The 17,799-nt window shown below is 30.5% G+C and carries 16 protein-coding genes; 6 read left to right on the forward strand and 10 right to left on the reverse strand.

Going from position 1 to position 17,799, the window contains the following annotated elements; translation table 11 throughout:
• Nucleotide 1 precedes the first annotated feature (1 nt).
• Complete coding sequence (locus tag CHB67_RS12830; RefSeq protein ID WP_089382183.1) at nucleotides 2-316, forward strand: DUF3467 domain-containing protein; 315 nt, start codon at nucleotides 2-4, stop codon at nucleotides 314-316.
• 41 nt (nucleotides 317-357) lie between these two features.
• On the opposite strand, the gene CHB67_RS12835 is transcribed toward CHB67_RS12830, so the two are convergent.
• The gene (locus CHB67_RS12835) at nucleotides 358-1,857 is read right to left on the reverse strand and encodes an aminotransferase-like domain-containing protein (protein ID WP_089382184.1); all 1,500 of its coding nucleotides are present in this window, start codon (nucleotides 1,855-1,857) and stop codon (nucleotides 358-360) included.
• Nucleotides 1,858-1,925: 68 nt separating this feature from the next.
• Between CHB67_RS12835 and CHB67_RS12840 the strand changes: the two genes are divergently transcribed.
• Nucleotides 1,926-3,746 (forward strand): TonB-dependent receptor plug domain-containing protein, encoded by a 1,821-nt coding sequence (locus CHB67_RS12840; RefSeq protein ID WP_089382185.1) that lies wholly within the window; start codon nucleotides 1,926-1,928, stop codon nucleotides 3,744-3,746.
• A 594-nt stretch (nucleotides 3,747-4,340) separates the two neighbouring features.
• On the opposite strand, the gene hutH is transcribed toward CHB67_RS12840, so the two are convergent.
• A complete protein-coding gene (hutH, locus tag CHB67_RS12845) occupies nucleotides 4,341-5,849 on the reverse strand; it encodes a histidine ammonia-lyase (protein WP_089382186.1) in 1,509 nt (502 codons plus the stop codon).
• Between the two features lie 134 nt (nucleotides 5,850-5,983).
• On the opposite strand from hutH, the gene CHB67_RS12850 reads away from it, so the two are divergent.
• The gene (locus tag CHB67_RS12850) at nucleotides 5,984-7,360 is read left to right on the forward strand and encodes a TlpA family protein disulfide reductase (protein ID WP_089382187.1); all 1,377 of its coding nucleotides are present in this window, start codon (nucleotides 5,984-5,986) and stop codon (nucleotides 7,358-7,360) included.
• Between the two features lie 7 nt (nucleotides 7,361-7,367).
• On the forward strand, nucleotides 7,368-8,381 hold the full coding sequence (locus CHB67_RS12855) for a TlpA family protein disulfide reductase (protein WP_089382188.1): 1,014 nt from the start codon (nucleotides 7,368-7,370) through the stop codon (nucleotides 8,379-8,381).
• Between the two features lie 74 nt (nucleotides 8,382-8,455).
• On the opposite strand, the gene CHB67_RS12860 is transcribed toward CHB67_RS12855, so the two are convergent.
• From CHB67_RS12860 to CHB67_RS12895, 8 genes are all read right to left on the reverse strand, one after another.
• Nucleotides 8,456-10,015, reverse strand: a complete 1,560-nt coding sequence (locus CHB67_RS12860) for an NAD(P)H-hydrate dehydratase (protein WP_317045700.1) — start codon at nucleotides 10,013-10,015, stop codon at nucleotides 8,456-8,458.
• Nucleotides 10,016-10,039: 24 nt separating this feature from the next.
• Nucleotides 10,040-10,993 carry an acetyl-CoA carboxylase carboxyltransferase subunit alpha gene (locus CHB67_RS12865; RefSeq protein WP_089382190.1) on the reverse strand — a complete coding sequence of 318 codons (954 nt, stop codon included), beginning with the start codon at nucleotides 10,991-10,993 and terminating at the stop codon, nucleotides 10,040-10,042.
• 58 nt (nucleotides 10,994-11,051) lie between these two features.
• Nucleotides 11,052-11,930, reverse strand: a complete 879-nt coding sequence (locus CHB67_RS12870; protein ID WP_089382191.1) for a DMT family transporter — start codon at nucleotides 11,928-11,930, stop codon at nucleotides 11,052-11,054.
• Nucleotides 11,917-13,005, reverse strand: coding sequence for an LptF/LptG family permease (locus CHB67_RS12875; RefSeq protein WP_089382192.1), 1,089 nt, complete (start codon nucleotides 13,003-13,005; stop codon nucleotides 11,917-11,919). Before CHB67_RS12875 ends, CHB67_RS12870 begins: the two co-directional genes overlap by 14 nt.
• Before the next feature lie 30 nt (nucleotides 13,006-13,035).
• Complete coding sequence (tgt, locus tag CHB67_RS12880; RefSeq protein WP_089382193.1) at nucleotides 13,036-14,166, reverse strand: tRNA guanosine(34) transglycosylase Tgt; 1,131 nt, start codon at nucleotides 14,164-14,166, stop codon at nucleotides 13,036-13,038.
• 87 nt (nucleotides 14,167-14,253) lie between these two features.
• Nucleotides 14,254-15,084: a 23S rRNA pseudouridine(2604) synthase RluF gene (gene rluF, locus CHB67_RS12885; protein ID WP_089382194.1), complete on the reverse strand. Its 831-nt coding sequence runs from the start codon at nucleotides 15,082-15,084 to the stop codon at nucleotides 14,254-14,256.
• Between the two features lie 182 nt (nucleotides 15,085-15,266).
• Nucleotides 15,267-15,446 (reverse strand): hypothetical protein, encoded by a 180-nt coding sequence (locus tag CHB67_RS12890; RefSeq protein ID WP_089382195.1) that lies wholly within the window; start codon nucleotides 15,444-15,446, stop codon nucleotides 15,267-15,269.
• A 13-nt stretch (nucleotides 15,447-15,459) separates the two neighbouring features.
• Nucleotides 15,460-15,711, reverse strand: coding sequence for a hypothetical protein (locus CHB67_RS12895; protein WP_089382196.1), 252 nt, complete (start codon nucleotides 15,709-15,711; stop codon nucleotides 15,460-15,462).
• Nucleotides 15,712-15,837: 126 nt separating this feature from the next.
• Between CHB67_RS12895 and CHB67_RS12900 the strand changes: the two genes are divergently transcribed.
• Both CHB67_RS12900 and CHB67_RS12905 read left to right on the forward strand, forming a co-directional pair.
• A complete protein-coding gene (locus CHB67_RS12900; RefSeq protein ID WP_089382197.1) occupies nucleotides 15,838-16,704 on the forward strand; it encodes a helix-turn-helix domain-containing protein in 867 nt (288 codons plus the stop codon).
• A 119-nt stretch (nucleotides 16,705-16,823) separates the two neighbouring features.
• Complete coding sequence (locus tag CHB67_RS12905; RefSeq protein WP_089382198.1) at nucleotides 16,824-17,789, forward strand: AAA family ATPase; 966 nt, start codon at nucleotides 16,824-16,826, stop codon at nucleotides 17,787-17,789.
• Nucleotides 17,790-17,799: the final 10 nt, after the last annotated feature.

Consider the following 17,799-nt stretch of genomic DNA (forward strand, 5'->3'; position numbering starts at 1 on the left):
TATGAGTGATCAAAAACCGAAAAACGACGGGCAAATAAATATTGAATTAGATGATAAAACAGCGGAAGGAACTTATTCTAACTTAGCTATTATTAATCATTCAGTTTCAGAATTTATCGTTGATTTTATTAGTGTAATGCCAGGGCAACCAAAGGCAAAAGTAAAATCAAGAATTATTCTAACGCCTCAGCACGCTAAACGATTAGCGAAAGCACTTGCTGAAAATGTAAAACGGTTTGAGCAAGCTCATGGTGAAATAAAAGATTATGAACAACCTCCAATTCCAATGAATTTTGGACCAACAGGAGAAGCATAAAAATTAAAATAAAAAAAAGTCGGACAATTGTCCGACTTTTTTTATTTTAAAATCACCTGATCATAAGCACTTTTTAATTTTATAATGACAGCTTCTATTTCTTCTTCATTTAAATGTCCAAAGCCAAAACGAATTGCACAAGTATTTTTATCCTGATAAAGAATTGTTTTTGGTAGATGTAAACCATCTTTTTCGGCTTCTTTAGCTAGTTTTACTAACGATATTTTAGGTTGGAATTGTAACCAAATGGCCAATCCGCCTGAAGGGATTTCCCATTGCGTGGTTTCTGAAAAATAGGTTGTTAAAAGGGAGCATAAACAATCTCGTCTTTTTTTATAGATTACTATATTCTTTTTCATAAGGCGGTATATTTCGCCCTCATTAATTAATTCGGAGAGTATTTGTTCTTGAATTAAATCGCCTTGTTTATCTAGTAATTCTAAATAATTAGTAGCTTCTGAGATTAAGTTTTCTGGAGCTATTATAAATCCTGTTTGAAAACTGGGGAATAAAGACTGCCCAAATTTCCCTAAATAAATAACCATACCATTTGCATCTGCACTTGTCATAGGTAGCATTGCGGAACCTTCAAACTGAAAATCGTAATCAAAATCATCTTCAATAATAGCAAACCCATATTCTTTAGCAAGTTGTAGTAGCTCCAAGCGACGTTCTGCACTTAATTTTATGGTTGTTGGATAATCTCTATGGGCGCATACATATACACATCTAATACTATGTTTTATAAAATGCTTTTTTATGTACTCAATATCTAAACCATCATTATCTACAGGAATTGTTTTTATACTTGCACCTGTTTGTTGAAAAATCATATTAGATGCATAATTACTTAAATGTCCTACTAGTACAATGTCTTTTGGTTTTATTAAGAGTTGAGATACAATGTACAAACTCATTTCTGTACTACGTGTATTTATTAGGTTAGTTGGATTTATATGAAAACCTCTAGTTGCATTTAAGTAATTACATAGTTGAGTTTGGAATACAGAGTTGAAAAATTCGTCTGTTTTGTTCCATTTATTTATCAAGGTTTTTCGTTTCATGGCAGCACTGTACCACCTTGTAAATTGATGTACAGGATGTAAGCGTAAATCGGGTTTACCATCGGTAATGGTATATTTTGCATTAGTTAACTGAACGGTTGATATTAAATGAAATGATTTTTGAAAAGGAAAACCTGTTGTTTTAGCATGTGTATATGCTTCATTAATTTTTTGAGAAGTTGCTTTTATTTTTGCTGTTTTATGCTCTGGTTCTATAACAAATGTACCTTTATTTGGTATAATTTCAACCCAACCTTGTGAAGCTAATTCTTCATAAATTGCAACTGCAGTATTTCTATGTACCTTTAATAATTGACTAAATACACGGGTTCCTGGTAGCATTGTTCCTTTTGTTAAATAGCCGCGCTGTATAGCATTTACAATTTGCCCCGAGACCTGTAAATATAAAGGTTGTGATATAGATTTATCTAAACTAATTAACTGTTTAAAAAGAGCATTAACCGGACTATCTGTCATTTTAAAACTGGACTATATTAATCGTCCGGAAAGTTACTACTTTTGCAGCGTATTTAAAATCAATATTTATGAAAATTAAAATCACTTTAATAATTGTTACATTATTTTATATAATTCAGGCAAAAGCACAAGTTGAGCCTATAAAAAAAGATACGGTTAAATTAAAAGAAGTTGTAGTTACTTCAAACCGAATTTCAGTTCCTTTTTCTAAAACTTCAAGGACTATAAATATAATAAGCTCAGATGATATTTTAAAATCTTCAACAACAAATGTTCCAGATTTATTACAAAACGTAACAGGTGTTGATGTAAGAAGAAGAGGAGTTGATGGTATGCAATCTGATTTATTTATTAGGGGAGGAAATTTCAACCAAACATTGTTATTAATTGATGGTATTAAAATGGATGATCCACAAACTGGTCACCATACTATGAATGGCGTATTGTCTTTTGCTGATATTGAAAGAATTGAAGTCGTAAAAGGTCCTGCAGCACGTGTTTACGGACAAAATGCATTTACAGGTGCTGTAAATTTAGTTTCAAAAAAAGTAACTGAAAACTCTTTAAATGTAGGCGTTAATTACGGTTCGTATAATAATTTAAAGGTAGGAGCTTCTGTAGGTCAAACATATACAGATGGTAATCTATTTGCTTCAGTTACCTATCAGGAATCTGACGGATATAGATACAATACCGATTTTGAAAATGTGATGGCTTTTTTGAAGTCTGATTTTAAAAATTTCAATTTAACCACTTCATTTGCACAACGAAATTTTGGAGCAAATGGGTTTTATGCAAGTCCAGCATATATTGATCAGTACGAAGAAACGCAGACAAGTTTAGTTGCACTGTCTGCTAATTATGGTTCAGAAACGGTAAAAATTAAACCTAGAATTTATTGGAGAAGAAATCAAGATATGTACTTATTTTTAAGGCAGGATCCTGATTATTTTAGAAATTTACATATTTCTAATAAAATTGGCGTTGAAACTAATGTTGAAATTTCTTCAAAAGTGGGTAAAACGGGAATTGGTTTTGATGCGTCAAGAATATTTTTAGTGAGTAATAATTTAGGAGATCATAACCGTACAAGTATTACAGGTTTTGTAGAACAACGTTTTGTTTTATCTAATGAAAGATTAGACATTACACCGGGTGTTGCTGTGAGTTATTTTTCTGATTTTGGTACAGAAGCTTTTCCTGGAATTGATGTAGGTTATAAAGTATCTGATGTTGTTAGAATTTATGGTGATTTTGGTTACACGTATCGTGTACCAACTTTTACCGAAATGTTTTATGTTGGACCTACAACAATTGGAAACCCTGATTTAGAACCAGAATCTGCCTTGTCTGAAGAAATAGGTATTAAAATTAAAGGAAGAAATATCAACTTTGATATGGCGATTTTTAATAGAAAATCTGAAAATTTAATTGATTGGTCTAAAGATAATGAAGAGGATAAGTGGGAAACAAGAAACTTTAGTGAAGTTAAAACTAACGGAATTGAAGCCTCTATTAACTACAATTTTAACTTCTTAAGGTATAATCAAAATTTGTTAGTAGCTTATACTTATATTAATGATGATATTTTAGATGCTGGTGTTGAATATACAAGATACTCATTAAATAGTATCAAGCATCAATTCAATACAGGATTTAATTTTCAAGTGACTCCAATTTTCACCGAAAATATATCGTACAGATATGTACAACGAACTGATGGTGAAAGCTACAACGTAGTTGACGCTAGAATTTCAGCCAACTTAAAAAATGGAATGCAGTTTTCTTGTATAGCAAATAATATATTTAATGCTGAATACACAGAGACTAATTTAGTTCCAATGCCTAAGGGCAATGTGATGTTCGGATTTACATATAGTATTTATTAGAATTAATAGTGTAAAAAATTATATAACATAGTTTTTTTCTATAGGTATATAATTTTTTAAGATAGCATAGTTAACTCCTAAGCTTTAGTTATGTCGTAATTTTGCAGCCTAAAATAACTGAAAAATGAAAGCGACTAAAAAAAGAAAAAACGAAGAAACTAAAAAAAGAGCATTGGTTCTTGATTTTAGAAATACTAAAAGTACAACCTGGAACAGTAAAAGGAGATTTGGGTTGTAATAAAATAAATAAGAGTTAAAAAAAACGATAGGCTTAGTCCTATCGTTTTTTTTTGTGTAATTTTTCAATGAAATTTATATGTAATACTGCAGTTAAAATCAATTAATTTAAACTTATGTTAATTGTGAATGGCATTTTTGTTTAAATATTGAAATTATTAAAATTAAATGCTAATATATTGTGAAAAATGTAATTTAGGTGTTGTAGGTGATTTAATTTATTTTTATATTTGATACAGTAAAAATAACCGCTTAATAAACCAATATAACTATAAGAATAGAAGAAAATAACATTATAAATTGTTTGAATTAAAAGCGATAGGCATACCTATCGCTTTTTTAGGCTTTTATCTATACTCAAAATAATTCACTTGTATCTATTGCTAAGTTACCAATAAAGGAAATTGTCTTTTTTATTTCAGTACTTAGCACAATATCATTTTCAACAAAAGGAACTTCACTTCTGTATGACTGTAAAAAAGATTCTAAAAAGGGAGATGTTTTTATAGGCTTTCTGAAATAAAGAGCTTGTGAAGCATTTAATAATTCTATGGCCAAAATGGTTTCAATATTATCAACTATTTTTTTTGCTTTTGTAGCTCCATTAGCGCCCATACTTACGTGATCTTCTTGTCCGTTGCTTGATACTATAGAATCTACAGATGATGGAGTAGCCAATTGTTTATTTTGACTTACAATACTTGCAGCGGTATATTGTGGTATCATAAACCCGCTATTTAGTCCTGGGTTTTTCACTAGAAATGGAGGTAAACCTCGTAAGCCCGAAACCAATTGAAAAGTTCTTCTTTCTGAAATATTTCCTAACTCAGCCATTGCAATACTTAAAAAGTCAAATGCTAAAGCCAATGGTTGTCCATGGAAATTTCCGCCAGAAATTATTTCATCGGTATCAATAAAAATATTTGGATTATCTGTTACTGAATTTATTTCTGTTAAAAAAACTTGTTTGCAATAGTCCAAAGCATCTTTAGTTCCGCCATGAACTTGTGGCATACATCTAAATGAATATGGATCTTGCACATGTTCTTTAGAAACATTAATTAATTCACTCCCTTCTAAAAACTCATTTATTCGCTTAGCTGTTTTTATTTGTCCGTTATGAGGCCTAATTTTATGTATTAGCTCATTAAACGGAGATTTTCTACCATCAAATGCTTCTAATGACAATGTTCCAATTAAATCGGCCAGATATGATAATTTAAAAGAATTTAAGATTAATGAAACACCGTAAGCACTCATAAACTGTGTTCCATTTAACAAAGCCAAGCCTTCTTTTGATTTTAGTTGTATAGTATCCCAATTGAATAATTTTATTAATTTACAACTCGAAATTTTTTCATTTTTGTAATAAACTTCACCTTTTCCAATTAAAGGTAAAGATAAATGAGCTAAAGGTGCTAAATCTCCTGAAGCTCCTAATGAACCTTGTGTGTAAACCACAGGTATAATATCATTATTGTAAAAATCAATCAATCGTTGTACGGTTTCAACCTGAACGCCTGAGTAGCCATAGCTTAAAGATTGAATTTTAAGAAATAACATTAACTTTACAATTTCTTTTGGCACTTCACTACCCGTTCCACAGGCGTGACTCATCACCAAATTTTCTTGAAGTAACTGTAAATTTTCACTATTAATTTTTACATTACATAAAGAGCCAAATCCGGTATTTATACCATAAATAGGTGAGGCGTCTTTTTTTATTTTTTCATCTAAATATTTTCTACAATTTTCAATGCTTTGAATTGCTTTTTCAGAAAGTTCTAATTTTTTATCTGAAAAAATAAGAGAATCTAAAAATTTAAATGTAATTGTTTCATTATTAATAAAATGGATGCTATTCATTTGATTGTTTTAAGATTTTAAAAGTCTATATTCTTGGTAATATATGCAAATTATTTGTTAAAATATTTCGCTATTTAGGTAATTGATTATTTAATTTTATCTTTGGTAACTTATAAAAAAAACTCCAACTTATAATGAAAAAAATATGGATCCTTATAGTATTAATTTCAGTAGTTTCATGTAAAAATGAAGTACCTGTAGATTATGCTATTATTTCGGGAAAGATCACCAATACATCTAATGAAGATTTAATGATAATAAGTACAGATAGGTACTTTAAACAAGTAATAAATGTAAATGAAGATGGGACATTTTTAGACACTTTAAGAGTGCAACCAAATATTTATTGGTTGTTACAAGGTAAAAACGGTGTTGAAATTTTTATTGAAAATGGAAATGTATTAACAGTTGATTTTGATACAAAAAACATGGATAGCTCTATTGCTATTTCAGGTAAAGGTTCCGAAATTTCAAATTACCTATTGGTGAAAAACAATAAGGTGAAGGAAATTATTGGAAGTGGATCAGGAATTTTTAAAAAAGAAGAAGCTGAATACAAAGCTATTCGTTTAGAAGTTAAGAATACAACTACAGCAATTTTAGAAAACTCGAAAGGTATTTCAGAAGCGTTTAAAGCTAAAGAATTACGTAATATTAATTATGAATACATTCATCAACTAAATATTTATGAAGTTTATCACGCTCATTATGCACAAAAAGAAGGATTTAAGGTTTCTGAAGATTTTTTAAAAGATGTTGAAAAAGTTACAGATTTTAATAATGAAGAGGATTTTTTATATTCAAAAAGTTATCAAGACATTGTAACTAGTAATTATAGTGATGAAGCTGTTAAATTGATTGAGCAAGATTCAATTTCAGAGGGTTTAGCATCTTTAATGGCTCTTAGTAAAGCCACAAACGCAACAATAAAAAACAAGTTGTTATATAATGATGCAAAGTACGGAATTACGTATACGAATAATTTAGAAGCATATTATAAGTTCTATATGGACAATTCAACCAATGAAGAATATAAGGCCGAAATAACAAAAAGTTATAACAAGCTTAAAACTGTTGCTAAAGGGCAACCTTCTCCTAAATTTGAGAACTATGAGAACTTTAATGGTTCAACAACTTCATTAGACGATTTTAAAGGAAAATATGTTTATGTAGATGTTTGGGCAACTTGGTGCGGACCTTGTAAACGTGAAATCCCTTCATTAAAAGAAGTAGAGAAAAAGTATCATGGTAAAAATATTGAATTTGTAAGTATCTCGGTTGATAAACAAAAAGATCACGAAACCTGGAAAAAAATGGTTGAGGATATGGAGTTGAAAGGAGTTCAATTATTTGCCGACAAAGATTGGGAATCTCAATTTGTTCAGGATTATTTAATAAAAGGTATTCCTAGGTTTATTTTGATTGATTCAAAGGGGAATATTGTAAATGCAAATGCTCCAAGACCATCAAGTGAAAAATTAATTGAATTATTTAATGAGTTAAAAATATAAAAGATAAATGAAAAATATTATTTGGGTTTTAGTAATTATAGTAATGGCTTCTTGTACGTCACAAGAGAAAGAGTTTTCGGCCTTAAAGGGAAATGTAAATGAGGGTGTTTCTTCAATAATAATACAAGGAAAAGGGTATTCTAAAACTATTTCGGTAAATGAAGATGGAACGTTTTCTGATACATTAAAAGCTCCTGAAGGTATGTATGGTTTAATTGCTGGAAACAGCAGATCTTCTCTTTTTTTAAAAAATGGATACGATTTAAGTCTAGAATTTGTTGAAGCTGATAATTCAGTTCTATTCTCTGGAACTGGAGCAGAAACGAACAACTACCTTAAGGAAAAGGCTGCTTTCTTTATGAGTGATTATGGAGATCCTAAATCTTATTTTAAATTAGAAAAATCTGATTACGATTTAAGATTAGTTGCGGCTAAAGCAGAATTTAATAAATCAACTATTGATGTTTCAAAAGTAGATTCAACAGTTGCTGCAATGGTAGCACAAAGTGATAAGCAACTTTTTGCTTATGTTGAAAGTAATTATGAGCAAAACCATGCAAGTTTAGTGAAATTAGCAAAAGGGAAACCATCGCCTGTTTTTACAGATTATGAAAATTTTGCTGGTGGAACAACTTCATTGAATGATTTAAAAGGAAAATATGTATATATTGATGTTTGGGCAACCTGGTGCGGACCTTGTAAACGCGAGATTCCATCTTTAAAACTTTTAGAAAAGGAATACCACGGAAAAAATATTACGTTTGTAAGTATTTCTGTTGATAATGTTGATGGTAGAAGAGGGAGTCATGATAGTTGGTTAAAAATGGTTGAAGAACAACAATTAGGTGGTGTACAATTATTTGCAGATAAAGATTTTAGTTCTGATTTTATTCAAGCTTATGACATAAATAGTATTCCAAGATTTCTATTAATTGATCCAAAAGGAAATATTGTTGATTCAAATACGTTGAGACCATCAGATCCTAATATTAAAAGTTTTTTTACAGAATTAGGAATTTAACCAATTCAAAAATTAAGAATAAAAAAGGCTGAAATTAGTAAATTTCAGCCTTTTTCAGGTTCAATAAAGTTAAGTTACGCTTCACTGTCAGCTATTTCTTCTTGATGAAATAAATCTAAAATGGCTTCAGCTAAATAATCTAGAATAGTAGTTGCTGTAAATGTTTCGTAGCTTGTTTTTTGAAGTGCCAAATCTGCAGTTTTACCGTGTAAGTATACTCCAAAAATTGCGGCATGTAAAGGTTGGTAGCCTTGAGCTATTAAGCCTGTAATTATACCCGTTAAAACATCTCCACTTCCGCCAGTTGCCAAGGCAGGATTTCCTGTTGAATTTATGTATAATTGCTGTTCATCAATTACTGTTGTATGTGCACCTTTTATAACTAAAATGACATTGTACTTTGTTGAAAAAGAAATAGCTTTTTCTAATTTTTCATAGTCATTTTTCCAAACTCCTAATAGACGTTGTAATTCTTTAGGATGTGGTGTTAATACTGATTTATTTGGTAAATATTGTAGTAATGATTCGTTTTTTGAAAGTAAGTTTAAAGCATCAGCATCAATCACTAATTGCGTTTTATTTTCTTTTAAAAAAGCTTCAAATCCAACAGCAGTTTTATCTGTAGTTCCCATTCCAGGGCCTATTCCTATAACAGTTGGTTTTGTTTTAAAATTATAGTACGTCAATAGTTTTTCAGAATCAACTTCAACCATTGCTTCTGGTACTGAAATTTGTAGAATTTGATAACCGCATTTAGGTAAATATGCAGAAACCAATCCGCTACCAATTTTTAAGGCAGCTTTTGTTGCTAAAGTTACTGCTCCAATTTTCCCAAAACTGCCTCCAATTATTAGCGAATGTCCGAACATTCCTTTGTGAGACCATTTGTTTCTAGATTGGTACATTGGTATTACATCGTTTTTTGTGATATAATGAGTAGTTGGTAATAGGCTCTCAATAAAATTGGTGTCTAAACCTATATCTAGCACTTCCCAAGTATTTAGAAACTCATTGTTTTCAGGTAGAAGGAAAGCAAGTTTTGGAGTTTGAAAAGTTAAAGTGTGGCCTGCTCGTAATACCGATGATTTGTCTGTTACAGATTTATCTCCAAACATTCCCGAAGGGAAGTCAATAGCCAATGTAAAAACTTTAGTGTTATTGATGTATTGTATTAGTTTTTTTGTGAATCCTGATGGTTTTCGATTGAGACCAATTCCAAAAATGGCATCTATTACAATATCTTCAAAATCTACCTCTGGAAAATCACCCTCATCATTTATAATTTTAGGCCATTCAGCTATTTCTTTTAAACGATTGTAATTTGTTAAAAACTCAGGGCTACGTTTGTCGCTAAAGTTTACAACATAACAATTTACATTGTATCCATGTTGAAATAAATGCCGAGCTATTACTAGTCCATCACCTCCATTATTTCCAATTCCGCAAAACACATGAATTTTTATGTTTTGACCTTGAAGCCGCGAGTGCAACCACTCAAAACAAAGTGTTGCAGCATGCTCCATTAATTCTAATGATGTGATTTTTGTGTTATTTATGGTAGCTTTGTCGGCTAGTGCAAATTGTGAAGGAGAAAGTATGTACATAGCATAAAAATAATAAAAAAAACCTCTCAAAAATGAGAGGTTTTTTATTATTTTTTAGCCTTTAAATTCACCCATTTTCAGGTATTTTTCCATTCGCTTTTTAACAAGCATTTTTGGAGTTAAGTCTTTCAGTTCATCATAAGCTGCTAAAATAGTTTTTTCAACTTCTTTAAAGGCGTTCTCTCTATCATAGTGAGCACCACCTAGCGGCTCTTTAATAATACCGTCAATAATATTTAATTTTTTCATATCCTCAGCAGTTAATTTTAACGCTTCGGCAGCTTCTTCTTTATGTTCCCAACTTCTCCATAAAATAGAAGAACAAGATTCAGGAGAAATAACAGTATACCAAGTGTTTTCCATCATATATACTCTATCTCCAACTCCAATTCCAACAGCTCCACCAGAAGCACCTTCACCAATAACAATAGTAATAATAGGTGTTTTTAAGCGAGTCATTTCAAAAATATTTCTTGCAATAGCTTCACCTTGACCACGTTCTTCAGCTTCTAAACCAGGGTATGCTCCAGGTGTGTCTAATAAAGTAACTACAGGAATTCCAAACTTTTCAGCCATTTTCATTAAACGCAATGCTTTTCGGTAGCCTTCAGGATTAGACATTCCAAAATTTCTGTATTGTCTGGTTTTGGTATTATATCCTTTTTGTTGGCCAATAAACATAAAAGATTGGTCTCCAATTTTACCTAAACCACCAACCATAGCTTTATCGTCTTTCACAGTTCTATCTCCATGTAACTCCATAAAAGTTTCACCACAAAATGAGTTTATATGATCTAATGTGTATGGTCTGTTTGGGTGTCTAGACAGTTGTACACGTTGCCAAGCTGTTAAGTTTTTGTAAATATCGTTTTTGGTTTTTAGCAATTTTTTTTCAATGTTTTTGCAACTTTCAGTTACATCTACATCACTTTCTTTACCAATAAGTGCGCATTTAGTAAGTTGTTCTTCTAAATCTTTAATTGGTAATTCAAAATCTAAATATTCCATGTCTTTACTTTTGATTGTAGCTACAAATATAATAACTTCTAAAAATCAAGGCTCTAATTTATGCCTTTTTTTTATTTTTCAGTATTCCATTTGTAATTACAGTTATTAATATGATAAGTGCACCGAAATAAAAAGGTGTGCTCATTTTTTCTTTATCGCCAAAAATTAGTAAGGCAAGTATAATTGCATATACAGGTTCTAAATTAATAGTTAGCATAACCGTATATGGGGTAAGGTGTTTCATTATTTGAACTGAAACAATAAATGCATAGGCAGTACAAATACTACTTAAAATAAATAGGTATAACATATCTGAATTGGTTAAACTAAAACTTTCAGTTGTAAAACCTGTAGTAAATAAAATATAAATGGTTATAAATGCAACGCCAAAAAATAGTTGATAAAATGAAATTACATCAGCATTGTGTTTTTGAATATATAAGCCATTTAAAACGGTGAATAAAGCTGATAAAAAAGCAGCAATTAATGCATAAACAATTCCTAAAGTGTATTGGCTTTCTACGTTAAAAATTAGATATAAACCACCAACTACAATTAATCCGAAAATGAGTTCTAATGGAATTAATTTCCGTTTAAAAAAGAAAGGTTCTATGAGCGATGTAAATAAAGCACCCGTGCTCATTGAAACTAAAGCTACTGAAATGTTTGAAACTTTTATGGCTGAGAAAAAGAAAATCCAATGCAGTGCAATAAGTACGCCTCCAATAAAAAATTTAAGCAATGCTTTTGGGTTAACTTTTAATGGTTTTTTACGAACAATAAAGTAAATAAAAACAATAACTGTTGCTATTAGCATACGATACCAAACTAGTGGGATTGCATCAATATTAATTAATGCGCCTAAAATAGCTGTAAACCCCCAAATAAAAACCAATAAATGAAGATGTAAGTAATTTTTTAAATTAGTTTTTGGCATTTTTTAAATATAAATATAAGGCTAAAGCACCAAAGAAAATATTAGGCAACCATACTACAACAAATGAATTAGTATCGGCTCCTGCACCTAAAACTTCAGCAATTTTTAATAAAAAAACATAAACAAACATTAATGTAATTCCAATTGCTAAATTTACCCCCATTCCTCCTCGTTTTTTTCTAGATGCTAATGAAACGGCTAAAAAGGTTAAAATATAAGATGATATAGGTAAACTTGTTCTTTTATGAAGTTCAACCAAATAACTATTTAGGTTGCTAACACCACGTTCTTTTGATTGATTAATGTACCTATTTAATTCAATCGAATTCATTTCTTTTGCCATGTAATCGATGTTAACTAAATCTTTTGGTTCAAAATTAAAAACAGTATCTAATTTGTTTCCATGTACAATACTATCACGATCTTTTAAGATAAATCTTTTTCTATAATTGATTAAAGTATACGTGCTGTCTTTTTCAATCCACCGAATGTTATCGGCCATTAATTTTTGAGTTAGTTTATTCTCTTCAAAAATTTCATAAGAAAAATTATAACCAATATTTCTGTCAACAGTATAATTTTTAATAAAAATATAATCGTTCGGACCTAATTGTAAATTAATGTTTGAAATAAAATTGGTATTTAATTTCTTGCTTTTTATGTAAGTCAAATTAAATTTATCGAATATTTCATTACTTTTAGGTACTACAAAATGATTCATAGTTAAGGCAAAAACCGTAACAATTGTAGCTCCAATAAAGTATGGTTTTAAAAAACGTGTAAATGAAATTTTAGCAGAATGAATTGCAATAATTTCAGTATTTCCAGCCAGTTTTGAGGTGAAAAATATAACAGCTATAAACAGTGCTAAAGGCATAAAAGTATTGCCATAAATAACAACAAAGTTTACATAGTAATCTCTAATGATTTCTCCTACTGATAAATTAGCATGACGTAAAAATTTGTCTACTTTTTCAGCAACATCAATGGCAATAGCAATAGGTATTAATAGTACTAATACTAATATAAATGAACTGAGGTATTTTTTTAATATGTATTTGTCTAATATTCTCAAGTTTAATTATTTTTTTACGAGAATTAAGTATTACAATCGTTTATCCATTTGTTTTACCATTCGGTTTTTCCATTCGGTAAAATCTCCGGCTAATATATGTTTTCTTGCTTCTCTAGTCAACCATAAATAAAAGCCTAAATTATGAATAGAAGCAATTTGTTTTCCTAACAATTCTTTGGAAGCAAATAAATGACGTAAATAGGCTTTTGAATACATGGTATCTACAAACGTAGTTCCCATTTCATCAATAGCTGAAAAATCGTTCTCCCATTTTTTGTTTTTAATGTTTATGGTTCCGTGGGCTGTAAAAAGCATACCGTTTCGTGCATTACGAGTTGGCATTACACAGTCAAACATATCAATACCTAAGGCAATATTTTCTAAAATATTAATAGGAGTACCAACCCCCATTAAATATCGTGGTTTATCTTCAGGAAGAATGGCGGTAACAACTTCAGTCATTTCATACATTTCTTCTGCAGGTTCTCCTACTGAAAGCCCACCAATAGCATTTCCTTCAGCACCAACAGATGCAATATATTCGGCCGATTGTTTTCTTAAATCTTTATAAGTACTTCCTTGAACAATAGGGAAAAACGTTTGGCTATAATCGTATTTAAAAGGTACTTTTTCTAAATGATTGATACAACGCGTTAACCAACGATGTGTCATATGCATAGAACGTTTTGCGTAGTTGTAATCGCAAGGGTATGGCGTACATTCATCAAAAGCCATAATAATATCAGCTCCTATAGAACGCTGAATTTCCATCACATTTTCTGGAGTAAAAGTATGGTAAGAGCCATCAATATGACTTTTAAATTTTACGCCTTCTTCTTTAATTTTTCTTCTGCCAGATAGCGAATAAACTTGATAACCACCACTATCCGTTAATATATTCCGATCCCAATTCATAAATTTATGCAAACCACCAGCTTGCTCTAAAATTTTTGTTTGAGGACGTAAGTATAAGTGGTAGGTATTTCCTAAAATTATATCAGGATTTATTTCGTCTTTTAATTCGGTTTGGTGCACACCTTTTACAGTACCTACTGTGCCTACAGGCATAAATATAGGTGTTTCAATAGTACCGTGATCGGTAGTAATTACACCAGCTCTTGCTTTACTTTGAGCGTCTTTAGATTTTAATTCAAATTGCATAGTCGGCAAAGATAGTTATATAACTTTTAATGTTGAAAGTTTAAAAGTCAAAAGTTTAAGGGTAAAAAGCATTTGTATTTAAATTGCTTAACGTCTTTTTTTTCTTTTAGGTTGAAAACGTTTGTCAGTGTTTTTAGGAATAAACTTCTTTTTTGGAGGTGTTTTTTTTTGAACATTTTTAGAAGCTTCTTCTGTTTTAGATGAAGCAGCCGTCATTTCATTTATTAAGGACATTTCATCATCAGTCAATTCACGCCAGGCACCTTCAGCCAACCGTTCTAAATGAACGTTCATAATTCGGGTGCGTTTAAGCTTGGTAACTTCATAGTTTAAATACTCACACATTCTTCTAATTTGCCTATTTAAACCTTGCGTTAATATTATTTTGAAAGTGGTTTTATTCACCATTTCAACCAAACATTTTTTAGTAGTGGTTCCTAAAATAGGAATACCATTACTCATTTTTTGAATAAATTCAGGCGTAATTGGTTTGTCAACCGTTACTACATATTCTTTTTCGTGATTGTTACCAGCTCTTAGAATTTTATTTACAATATCACCGTCGTTGGTTAAAAAAATTAAACCTTGCGAAGGTTTGTCTAACCTTCCAATAGGAAATAAACGTTCAGGATGCCCAATAGCATTTACAATATTATTTCGCTCTTTTGAATCTGTTGTGCAAACAATTCCAACAGGTTTATTGTAAGCTATGTATAGTGTTTTTGGTTTTGCTTTTAGCGATTGTCCATTTACCTTAACAATATCGCCCTCAAAAATACGGTTACCTAACTGTGCAGGTTTCCCGTTAATCGTAACTTTTCCGTCAAGTATAAATTTCTCAGCTTCTCTACGTGAACAAATACCAGTACTACTGATGAATTTATTGATGTTGGTAGAGTTTTCGTTTGTTTTTTTCACAAGGGTAAATTTCTCGCTGCGAAGTTACTAAATAATCTGAATTTTAGATTCTAATAACGTAGAAATCAAATAATTTTACCGTTGGCTATTTTTGTAATTTACCAACGGTAAAAAAGAAAAAGAATTAAACTAATTTTAATTTAGTTTAAAATATTATGGGGAGTTGTATGCTGTAATCACTTTTATTTTTTGAATTCCAACGTTTTTTTTAAAACGGATATTTCACCAAAATTAGCAAGTGCTATTCTAACTAGTCCGTTTTCAAATTCTTCAATAACGGTAGCATTCATATCACCTCCGTAAATAACTTCATCACCTTTTTTAAAAGAAAAGTTATATGCTATAGATTGGTTTGCTTTCATAATTATGAATGTTTTAAAACAGGTTCATTTTTGTTACTGAAATCTCTTGAATCATTTCAACTTCTTTTTCGGTTAATGCTTCATTGTTTAAAGAAGAGAGTAGTTGAATCAATTCTTCAGAATCGTCAATTGGCAGAACTTCTGAGTCAAAATCTATTTGATTTAATAAGTGCTCAATTTTATTTGCCGCAAGAATTTTATTTTGTTCTTTATTAATTTTTAAAGTTGACAATAATTTAATGCTAGAAATTACTTGATGTATCATTTGAAATTTGTTTACGATGTTTATATTCGGTAAAATTATGTTAAAAGGCTAGTTTAGGGAACGACACGGTATGTCAGATTCTGTTTTTTTACCTATTTTTACAAGATTCAGGTTAAATACTATTTTATGAAGAGATACGAATCTATTGGTGAACTTTTAATTGATTACAGGGCGTTTAATAATTTATCTCAAACAGATTTTGCAGATTTGTTAAAAGTAGATACGCGTACAATTCAAAGATGGGAGAGAGGTCAAACTTTAGTGAAAAGTGAGAAGGAAGAAGAAATAGTGGTAAAAACATTACTGCCTTACCAATTGGTTAGAAATTTAAATGCAGCCGTTGTAATACCTACTTTCTACGATTTTAGAATTCGAAAATATTCATTATCAGAAATATCAAATGAAACACCAGATGCACTTTGGTTTAAAAGAGAGTTGGCTTCAAAAAATAAAAATATTCGTACAATTGATTTTAGTTTTGATAAAAAATACTTGGTTAAATATTTCGAATTTCAAAAGGAAGTGCCCAATAGTATTTTAAAAGCCATTGAAAAAGGTATTAAATTACTTCCAGAATTAAATTTAATAATTACCGATGACTCGGGTTATTATTCAGGACATAGTATAGTTTTACCTATTAAACAATCTACTTTTCTTAAAATGAAAAACAAAGAATTAAGAGAAGATGAATTAACAGAAAACGATGTTGTTTCAAACCATACACAGGAACCTCAAGTTTTTTATAATTACGAAATTTCTGTTGACTGTAATACGAACTTGTATTATATGGTTCGTGAGTTTTTAAGTTTTTTTAAAAACTTAAAATCAAAATATATTTATGGCGGCTATGTTTTTAGGTACGATACTTATAAAATGAATGAACAAGTTGGGTTAAATGTTGTTTGGGAAGAAGAACCTAGGCTTGATAAGTCGGGTATTGAAATTTTTCCTCGATTTTATGAAGGAACTTTTGAAGAATATTTAAAAGAATAACGACTCGTTATTTCGTTTCTTATCTGATTTTTTAGCATTTAAGCTTTTTTTAAAAGGAAATCTGTTATTTTTGGTAGTGCGTTTTTTTATTTTTACGTATTTAAATTAAAACAACAGCTATGAATGCATTTGAAAGTATACAAGTTTTAAAAAAGAATATGTCCAAATCAATAATTGGGCAACAAAAATTAATTGATCAGTTAATATTAGTTTTATTAGCAAACGGAAATGTGCTGTTAGAAGGCTTGCCAGGTTTGGCTAAAACTCGTGCAATAAAAGCTTTGTCAAAAGAACTAAACTGTGGATTAAGTCGTATTCAATTTACACCAGATTTATTGCCTTCAGATATTACAGGTACAGAAATTTACCAACCAGAAACCGAAGAGAAATTTATTTTTCAGAAGGGCCCCATTTTCAACAACCTTATTTTAGCCGATGAAATTAACCGTTCACCAGCCAAAGTGCAATCGGCACTTTTAGAAGCAATGGAAGAGCGTCAAGTTTCGGTTGCAGGTAAAACTTATAAAATGGAGCCTTTATTTATGGTAATGGCTACGCAAAATCCTGTAGAGCAAGAAGGAACTTATCCGTTACCTGAAGCACAAATGGATCGATTTTTAATGCATGTAACTATTGATTATCCTGATAATAATTCAGAGTTAGCAATTATGCGTTTGAATAGAGCAGAGCAAAAAAAGAGTGAACCATTAGTAACAGAGAAATTATCACCACAAGTTATTTTTGATGCTAGAGAAGAAATTTCTCAAGTAAAAATTTCAGAAAGTATGGAGCGTTATATTGTTGATTTAATTTCAGCAACTAGAACTCCTGAAAAATACAACGAAGAATTAGCAAGTTGGATAGACTTTGGAGCAAGCCCGAGAGGAACAATAGCTATTGATAGAGCTGCAAGAACACATGCTTGGATGGAAGGTAAAAGTACAGTGACACCCGATAATATTCGAGCTGTTGTGCACGATTGTTTACGTCACCGTTTAATTTTAAGCTATGAAGCCAATGCTGAAGGAATTACAGCAAATGATGTAATTAATGAAGTGTTAAAGTTTGTAGCTGTTGTAGGTTAAGCTCTTCTTT

The sequence above is a fragment of the Lutibacter agarilyticus genome, assembly GCF_900188235.1.
GTDB classification, from domain to species: Bacteria; Bacteroidota; Bacteroidia; order Flavobacteriales; family Flavobacteriaceae; genus Lutibacter; species Lutibacter agarilyticus.

Coding starts and splice junctions, on each gene's coding strand:
- CHB67_RS12830 (WP_089382183.1), top strand. CDS start 2: ATGAGTGATCAAAAACCGAAAAACGACGGGCAAATAAATATTGAATTA.
- CHB67_RS12835 (WP_089382184.1), bottom strand. CDS start 1,857: ATGACAGATAGTCCGGTTAATGCTCTTTTTAAACAGTTAATTAGTTTA.
- CHB67_RS12840 (WP_089382185.1), top strand. CDS start 1,926: ATGAAAATTAAAATCACTTTAATAATTGTTACATTATTTTATATAATT.
- hutH (WP_089382186.1), bottom strand. CDS start 5,849: ATGAATAGCATCCATTTTATTAATAATGAAACAATTACATTTAAATTT.
- CHB67_RS12850 (WP_089382187.1), top strand. CDS start 5,984: ATGAAAAAAATATGGATCCTTATAGTATTAATTTCAGTAGTTTCATGT.
- CHB67_RS12855 (WP_089382188.1), top strand. CDS start 7,368: ATGAAAAATATTATTTGGGTTTTAGTAATTATAGTAATGGCTTCTTGT.
- CHB67_RS12865 (WP_089382190.1), bottom strand. CDS start 10,993: ATGGAATATTTAGATTTTGAATTACCAATTAAAGATTTAGAAGAACAA.
- CHB67_RS12870 (WP_089382191.1), bottom strand. CDS start 11,930: ATGCCAAAAACTAATTTAAAAAATTACTTACATCTTCATTTATTGGTT.
- tgt (WP_089382193.1), bottom strand. CDS start 14,166: ATGCAATTTGAATTAAAATCTAAAGACGCTCAAAGTAAAGCAAGAGCT.
- CHB67_RS12890 (WP_089382195.1), bottom strand. CDS start 15,446: ATGAAAGCAAACCAATCTATAGCATATAACTTTTCTTTTAAAAAAGGT.
- CHB67_RS12895 (WP_089382196.1), bottom strand. CDS start 15,711: ATGATACATCAAGTAATTTCTAGCATTAAATTATTGTCAACTTTAAAA.
- CHB67_RS12900 (WP_089382197.1), top strand. CDS start 15,838: ATGAAGAGATACGAATCTATTGGTGAACTTTTAATTGATTACAGGGCG.
- CHB67_RS12905 (WP_089382198.1), top strand. CDS start 16,824: ATGAATGCATTTGAAAGTATACAAGTTTTAAAAAAGAATATGTCCAAA.